This is a genomic window from Luteococcus sp., assembly GCF_043424415.1.
In the GTDB taxonomy this organism is placed as follows: Bacteria; Actinomycetota; Actinomycetes; order Propionibacteriales; family Propionibacteriaceae; genus Luteococcus.
The window spans coordinates 1-6,615 of record NZ_JBHWOO010000152.1; the positions used below are offsets into that span (position 1 = coordinate 1).

General features: G+C 67.6%; 10 protein-coding genes. 4 read left to right on the forward strand and 6 right to left on the reverse strand.

Annotated features, from left to right (window positions below):
• Positions 1-384 (reverse strand): MOSC N-terminal beta barrel domain-containing protein (locus ACHFFZ_RS09295; protein ID WP_394276356.1); only part of this gene is annotated, 384 nt, incomplete at its 3' end.
• Positions 385-659: 275 nt separating this feature from the next.
• Here ACHFFZ_RS09295 and ACHFFZ_RS09300 point away from each other — a divergent pair.
• From ACHFFZ_RS09300 to ettA, 3 genes are all read left to right on the forward strand, one after another.
• Complete coding sequence (locus ACHFFZ_RS09300) at positions 660-1,130, forward strand: hypothetical protein (protein ID WP_394276357.1); 471 nt, start codon at positions 660-662, stop codon at positions 1,128-1,130.
• 156 nt (positions 1,131-1,286) lie between these two features.
• Positions 1,287-1,742 carry a single-stranded DNA-binding protein gene (locus tag ACHFFZ_RS09305; RefSeq protein ID WP_394276358.1) on the forward strand — a complete coding sequence of 152 codons (456 nt, stop codon included), beginning with the start codon at positions 1,287-1,289 and terminating at the stop codon, positions 1,740-1,742.
• Between the two features lie 106 nt (positions 1,743-1,848).
• Complete coding sequence (gene ettA, locus ACHFFZ_RS09310) at positions 1,849-3,531, forward strand: energy-dependent translational throttle protein EttA (protein WP_394276359.1); 1,683 nt, start codon at positions 1,849-1,851, stop codon at positions 3,529-3,531.
• A 131-nt stretch (positions 3,532-3,662) separates the two neighbouring features.
• Here the strand turns inward: ettA and ACHFFZ_RS09315 are convergent, their stop codons facing one another.
• The 3 genes from ACHFFZ_RS09315 to ACHFFZ_RS09325 form a co-directional block, all read right to left on the reverse strand.
• A complete protein-coding gene (locus ACHFFZ_RS09315; RefSeq protein WP_394276360.1) occupies positions 3,663-3,977 on the reverse strand; it encodes a hypothetical protein in 315 nt (104 codons plus the stop codon).
• A gap of 162 nt (positions 3,978-4,139) precedes the next feature.
• The gene (locus ACHFFZ_RS09320; protein ID WP_394276361.1) at positions 4,140-4,334 is read right to left on the reverse strand and encodes a hypothetical protein; all 195 of its coding nucleotides are present in this window, start codon (positions 4,332-4,334) and stop codon (positions 4,140-4,142) included.
• Positions 4,335-4,350: 16 nt separating this feature from the next.
• A complete protein-coding gene (locus ACHFFZ_RS09325) occupies positions 4,351-4,722 on the reverse strand; it encodes a thiol-disulfide oxidoreductase DCC family protein (protein WP_394276362.1) in 372 nt (123 codons plus the stop codon).
• Positions 4,723-4,748: 26 nt separating this feature from the next.
• Between ACHFFZ_RS09325 and ACHFFZ_RS09330 the strand changes: the two genes are divergently transcribed.
• On the forward strand, positions 4,749-6,041 hold the full coding sequence (locus ACHFFZ_RS09330) for an MFS transporter (protein WP_394276363.1): 1,293 nt from the start codon (positions 4,749-4,751) through the stop codon (positions 6,039-6,041).
• Between the two features lie 2 nt (positions 6,042-6,043).
• Here ACHFFZ_RS09330 and ACHFFZ_RS09335 read toward each other — a convergent pair whose 3' ends face one another.
• A complete protein-coding gene (locus ACHFFZ_RS09335) occupies positions 6,044-6,376 on the reverse strand; it encodes a putative quinol monooxygenase (RefSeq protein WP_394276364.1) in 333 nt (110 codons plus the stop codon).
• A gap of 32 nt (positions 6,377-6,408) precedes the next feature.
• Positions 6,409-6,615 (reverse strand): DsbA family protein (locus ACHFFZ_RS09340; protein WP_394276365.1); only part of this gene is annotated, 207 nt, incomplete at its 5' end.

A 6,615-nucleotide genomic window follows, 5' to 3' on the forward strand; every position in this document is an offset into this window, starting at 1 on the left:
ACACCAGTCGAGGGTCGCACTTCCGACCAGGGAGACGGGGCTGCCGTCGTGGTGTGGCGCGAGGCCCTCGGGGTGGAGGGAGACGGGCGTGCCCATGCGCGCCGAGAGGTGGGTATCCAGCTCGGGGTCTCCGGCCATCCACGTCTGCCCGTCACCGTCCACGTGGACGGTGAAGCCGTCGGTGCGGGCCGAGAAGTCGACGACCTCGTCGTGGCGACGGAAGCGGTGCGAGTCCTTGCCCGAGACGAGGTGCCCCTGGTCGTCGACGGCCGCGAACCAACGGTCGCCCGCCACACCACGGTGGTCGAGCTGGACGAAGCGGAGTTCCTCGCCGCCCATCGACTTGACGGGATAGCGGCGGATGCGGGTGACGCGGAAGGGCATGGACCAAAGCTAGTGGGCCGCGCTGCCGTGTACCGGGCAGCAAAGGGATGCGAGCTGGTCGGTACCCATGAGGTCGGCGGCCACTTGAAGGGTGGCGCAGGGCGCTTGGTTGGGCCACAGACACGCGGGGAAAGTTGCCGATCCAGGGATCACCTCACGACCGGGGGCGCCGCGCCGGACAGCTCGACCCGCGGCAAAGTCGGATGCTGCTGGAAGCAATCGCACACCAGTCCAAGGCCTTGCCCGGGTGATATCAAGCAAGGTAATTCGTTGCCATGGACGAGCCGATCATCGCCGCGTCGGCACTGAAGCACGGTCTCGGTGAGGAAGAGATCCTGCACGCATACCGCAACCCGATCGGCGTGGGACCTCGGCGACGGTTCATGATGATCGTGGGTGCCAACCAGGCGGCGATCATCCTTGAGGTCGGCTACATCCAGGGCTCCACGGCCATCGTGATCGTCCACGCGGCAGCGTTACATGGCAAAGGTCGCCTGAACGGCCCGTTGGGCGCGCCCTGCGGTCACTCGATCCGCGGCACGGGTGGGCAGTTGCGGCGACGGGGCGGCTTGGCCAACGTGCGCGGAGTGCGCAGGCTGTATTGCCTCGGCTTGGGTAGAGACACGGCTCCGGTGGCCGGCAAAGTGGTGCTGTCACACACCCTTGGCGAGGATCCCGACACGATGGTGAGAGGCAGCGGGAGCGCCCGGGTCGCCGCTGTCATCGTCCGAGCCCTGGACCCCTGACATCTTCAGGGGCCGCCTGAATTGGGCTGGTTGTCCACAGCTATCGGGTGCTGAGGATTCGTCCACAGCCTCGGCTGGCGGTGGCGCCGACGCGAGCAGCATCTCCACACTCCTGGTGACGGCCAGCGGGGTCGTCGACGACGAAGGAGGACGACCATGCAGGATGCACAGATCAGCCTGAGCGGCAATGTCGGCACCGAGGTGGAGACCATGAGGGGAGAGGGCTGGGCATTGAGCCGCTTCCGCCTCGCCTGCACGCCCCGACGCCAGAGGCAGGGGGAATGGACGGACCTGGAAACGAACTGGATCGGGATCAACTGCTGGGGCCGGATGGCCGAACACGTCCAGGCATCGCTGCACAAGGGCGACCCGGTGGTCGTCGTCGGGCGCCTTCGCACGTCGGCCTGGGTGGACAAGGAAGGCCAGCGCCAGGAGCGGCTCGTGGTGGAGGCCAGCAGCCTCGGGCCGGACCTGTCGCGGTGCCGCAGCACGGTGGAGCGCATCGCGGCCATGCCGCGGACCGAGACCACCCCGGACGGGGAACGGGTCGACCTGGACACGGGTGAGGTGCTGGAGGTCCCGCAGGAGTCCCAGGAGGAGGTGGAGGGCTGACGACGGGTCCAGGGGGCAGCGCCCCGAGCTGGCATACTGGACGTTGACTTCTGGCTCCCTTCCGAGCCGGATACACCAGACCTCGAGCGAAGGACGTCTGCCACCCATGGCTGAGTTCATCTACACCATGCACAACGTGCGCAAGAAGATCGGCGACAAGCTGATCCTCGACAACGTCACCCTCTCCTTCTTCCCCGGCGCCAAGATCGGCGTCGTCGGCCCCAACGGCGCCGGCAAGTCGACCATGCTGAAGCTGATGGCAGGCATGGACCAGCCCAACAATGGCGAGGCCCAGCTCATGAAGGGCGCCTCGGTGGGCATCCTGCTGCAGGAGCCGCCGCTGACCGAGGACAAGACGGTCCTGGAGAACGTTGAGGAGGCCGTCGGCGAGATCAAGGGCAAGCTCGACCGCTTCAACCAGATCGGCATGGAGATGGCCGAGCCTGACGCCGACTTCGACGCCCTGATGGCCGAGATGGGCGAGCTGCAGACCGACCTGGACAATGCCAGCGCGTGGGACATCGACGCCCAGCTGGCCCAGGCCATGGAGGCTCTGCAGTGCCCGCCCGGGGATACCCCGGTCAACGTCCTGTCCGGTGGTGAGCGTCGTCGGGTCGCGCTGTGCAAGCTGCTGCTGGAGGCCCCCGACCTGCTGCTGCTCGACGAGCCCACCAACCACCTCGACGCGGAGAGCGTGAACTGGCTCGAGGGTCACCTCAAGACCTACCCCGGTGCCGTCCTGGCCGTCACCCACGACCGCTACTTCCTGGACAACGTGGCCGAGTGGATCTGCGAGATCGACCGCGGACGCCTGCACCCCTACGAGGGCAACTACTCCACCTACCTGGAGACCAAGCGCAAGCGCCTGACCGTCGAGGGACAGAAGGACGCCAAGCGCGCCAAGATCCTCGAGAAGGAGCTGGAGTGGGTCCGCTCCAGCCCCAAGGCCCGTCAGGCCAAGAGCAAGGCGCGACTGGCCCGCTATGAGGAGATGGCTGCCGAGGCGGAGCGCAACCGCAAGATCGACACCTCCGAGATCAACATCCCGGCCGGTCCCCGCCTGGGCAACACGGTCATCGAGGTGGACAAGCTCAAGAAGGGCTTCGGCGACCGCGTCCTGATCAACAACCTGTCCTTCAGCCTGCCCCGCAACGGCATCGTCGGCATCATCGGCCCCAACGGCGTCGGCAAGACCACGCTGTTCAAGACCATCGTCGGCTTCGAGCAGCCCGACGACGGTTCGGTGAAGGTTGGCGAGACGGTGAAGTTCAGCTACGTCGACCAGAACCGTTCCGGCATCGACGGCAGCAAGAACGTGTGGGAGGTGGTCTCGGACGGGCTCGACTTCCTCAAGGTCGGCAACTTCGAGATGAACTCGCGCGCCTACGTCGCCAGCTTCGGCTTCAAGGGCCCCGACCAGCAGAAGCTGGCCGGCGTTCTCTCCGGCGGTGAGCGCAACCGCCTGAACCTGGCGCTGACGCTGAAGCAGGGCGGCAATGTGCTGCTGCTCGACGAGCCCACCAATGACCTCGACGTCGAGACCCTCTCGAGCCTCGAGGACGCCCTGCTCGAGTTCCCCGGCTGCGCCGTCGTGATCTCCCACGACCGCTGGTTCCTCGACCGCATCGCCACCCACATCCTGGCCTGGGAGGGTGACGACGAGGACGAGAGCAAGTGGTTCTGGTTCGAGGGCAACTTCGCCGACTACGAGGCCAACAAGATCGAGCGTCTGGGCGCCGAGGCTGCGCGTCCGCACGCCAGCAAGCACCGTCGCCTCACGCGCGACTGATCACACGGCTGGCTGAGCCTCTCGCAAGCACGACGGCCGGGCTTGTCGAGATCCCTTGGGGCTCGACAAGCCCGGCCGTCGAGTCATTCCCGAGCCCGTCGCCCTTTCGTTCCCCGAGCCTGTCGAGGGGATCACGCGGCCAGTTGGGCCAGCTCCGTGATCGTCGAGAGGCTGGTGCGGCGGCAGCCACCCAGTAGTCGCGCCCCGGCCTGGCTCCACTGCGGCACCAGGGCGGCAAGAAGACCCCTCACACAGCACAGCAGGGCGAGAAGGAAGGCGCCCAGCCCGCGCAGGAATGCTGTCGACATCGGACTGTCCAGCACCGCCGCATCAGGCCCTGACCACCACGCCACCGAATGGCTCTGCTGGTCGGGGAAGAGCAACCAGGAGTGTCCCGAACGCACCAGCCACCAGACCTCCATCGGACCCTTGGGATTGGGAACCATCCATCGACGGACGACCGCATCCCGGTCGAGGAGCAACTCACGCCGCCCTCACGCCGTCCTCGCGCCGTCAGGGCGGCCACGGACCCTGGCCCAGATCCACGGTGCCCCGGAGCGCCAGCGGCAGCAAGAGGTAGAAGGCTGCCAAAGCCCACCATGAAGCACCTAGGAACAGCACTGCCGTGCCAACACCGTCGAGCGGCCACCGACCGGTTCCGGACTGCGCGCCCCGAAGCACATCGAGTAGATCGGTCCGAAGATCACGCCGAGGCGGATCGTCCACATCCGAATCGCTCCCCACAAGGATTTCCCGACGGCGTCTCCGCACGCCAACATCCAGTTGGGGTCGATGTCCTTCATGGGAGTACGCCGTGGATCATGGCCTGGGCCCGGGCATCCGGCAGGCCGCCGTGCCGCCCGGCAACTCGTGGCGGTGCGTGGCCACCCAGTGGTAGACGGGATCGGCAAGCCAGCGCACCGGGGTGTGACACAGCAGCAGCCCGACGGCGCGCAGCGGCTGCGGACCGGTGGCCAGGGCACGCCCGATGGCCGCGGCACCGTGGGTGACGGTGCCGTCGTCCGACACGAAGGGGATCTCCCGGAGGGCCCGTTCTTCATCGATTCCTGATGCCTGCAGCATCTCCGGCGTGATGGGCTCGACGCTGGCGTGAAGGCCCCGTCCCTCGAGCCAAGCGGCGCATCGCGTGCAGAAGCCACAGTCCGGGTCGTAGAGCAGTCGGCCAGTCATGGGGCCAGTGTGGCACCATCATCCGCGTGAGTGACAGACGCGGCTTCCTGCTCGACACCCGGCCCTTCACTGCGTCGCGGCACTTCACCTGGATGTGGCTGGGTGCGCTGGTGGCCGGCGTCGGCAATGCGCTGACCGCGGTGGCCGTCGGCCTGCACGTCTACGAGTTGACCCACTCGACCTTCGCGGTCTCGATGGTGGGTGTCGCGGCGTTGGTGCCCACGCTGTTCGCTGGACTCTACGGCGGAACCATCGTGGACCGCTTCGACCGTCGGCTGGTGGCCCTCGCCTCGGCCGTCCTGGCCTGGCTGGCCACTGCCGCAATCCTGCTGCTGGCGGTGCTGGGGCGCGAGACCATCTGGAGTCTCTACGTCCTGTCCGCACTCAACGCCATGGGCGCCACCCTGGTCTCGGCGTCGCGGCAGGCCATCATCCCCAACCTGCTGGAGCCCGAACTGCTGCCCGCCGCCGGCGCCCTCAACGGGATGAGCATGGGGCTGGTGGTCACCCTCGGCCCGGCGCTGGCCGGACTCCTGGTGGCCCGCCACGGCTTTGCCATCACCTACGGGCTGGACCTGCTGCTCTTCTGTGGCGCCTTCCTCGGCCTGGCGGCCCTGCCGACGATGCCGCCCGAGCCGGGAGCCGAACACAAGACCTGGGCTGCGATCCGGGAGTCCTTCCGCTACATCCGCTCGACGCCCGTGGTGGCGATGAGCTTCATCGTCGACATCGTGGCCATGACGCTGGGCAATCCGCGCTCTCTCTTCCCGGCTCTTGGCACGGTGGTGATCGGTGGGGGAGCCGTGAGCGCCGGGCTGCTGGCAGCGTCGTCGGCCGTCGGTGCCGTGCTGTGCAGCCTGTTCAGTGGGCGCATCGTCGGCTGGAAGCGGCACGGACGGGCGGTGAACCTGTCGGTGATCGCCTACGGCGTGTTCACCGCCGGACTGGGGATCGTCGCCCTCCTGGTGCACACCGGGCACTGGCCGGGCGGCGTGGGCAGTCCCGATCGGCTCAACCACTCCGCCCTGGCCGCGGCGATGCTGATGCTCTTCGGCATGGGCGCCAGCGACAACGTGTCCGCGATCTTCCGCAACACCATCTTGCAGCAGGCCGTGCCGGACAACATCCGCGGCCGGATGCAGGGGATCTACATCATGGTGGTTACCGGTGGTCCGCGCCTGGGGGACCTCTTCGTGGGGCTGGTGGCGCTGGGGGCGGTCTGGGCGCCGCCGCTGGTGGGTGGCCTGGCCATCACCGCAATGGTGGCGGCCCTCATCCGGCTGGTGCCGGTCTTCCACCACTACGACGCGACCGCCTGAGCTCACTTGCCGTCGGGCATCTCGATCTCGCCCAGCTCGCTCCAGTCGTCCTGGGGAATCTCGTAGGAGATGACCTGGGGGCGAGTGGCGGCGTACTGGCCCTGCTCCTTCATGGCCTTCTTGAAGTGCTCGCTGTTCACGTGCGCGGCGCCGGCCTCGCCATCCCTGTAGGCCTCGATCAGGATGTACTCATTCGGGTTGTCGACGCTGCGCGACCAGTCGAACCACAGGCAGCCGGGCTCATTGCGGCAGGCCTCGGTGAACTCACGGGCGAGCGACATGAAGTCGTCGGCGTACTCGGGCTTGACGTCCCACTTCACGGTGATGGTGATCATGTCCACCAGCCTGCCAGATGGTGGGAAATCGTTCAGTCGCAGCCGTTGGGGCCACAGGCCGGCCCGGACGTTCCAGTCCCGTCGAGGCCCGGCACCGACAGCGGCTGGACCTGCGGGTGCAGCTCTCTCCAGGCCTGGCTGAGTGCCTGCTCGAGGGCCTCGGCCGGCTGGGCGCCGGAGATGCCGTACTTGTTGGCCAGCACGAAGAAGGGCACGCCCTGGATGCCGAGGTGGCCGGC

Bases quoted from the DNA above. Each gene is read 5' to 3' on its own strand.
- ACHFFZ_RS09300 (WP_394276357.1), top strand. From the start codon at position 660: ATGGACGAGCCGATCATCGCCGCGTCGGCACTGAAGCACGGTCTCGGT.
- ACHFFZ_RS09305 (WP_394276358.1), top strand. From the start codon at position 1,287: ATGCAGGATGCACAGATCAGCCTGAGCGGCAATGTCGGCACCGAGGTG.
- ettA (WP_394276359.1), top strand. From the start codon at position 1,849: ATGGCTGAGTTCATCTACACCATGCACAACGTGCGCAAGAAGATCGGC.
- ACHFFZ_RS09315 (WP_394276360.1), bottom strand. From the start codon at position 3,977: ATGGTTCCCAATCCCAAGGGTCCGATGGAGGTCTGGTGGCTGGTGCGT.
- ACHFFZ_RS09320 (WP_394276361.1), bottom strand. From the start codon at position 4,334: ATGAAGGACATCGACCCCAACTGGATGTTGGCGTGCGGAGACGCCGTC.
- ACHFFZ_RS09325 (WP_394276362.1), bottom strand. From the start codon at position 4,722: ATGACTGGCCGACTGCTCTACGACCCGGACTGTGGCTTCTGCACGCGA.
- ACHFFZ_RS09335 (WP_394276364.1), bottom strand. From the start codon at position 6,376: ATGATCACCATCACCGTGAAGTGGGACGTCAAGCCCGAGTACGCCGAC.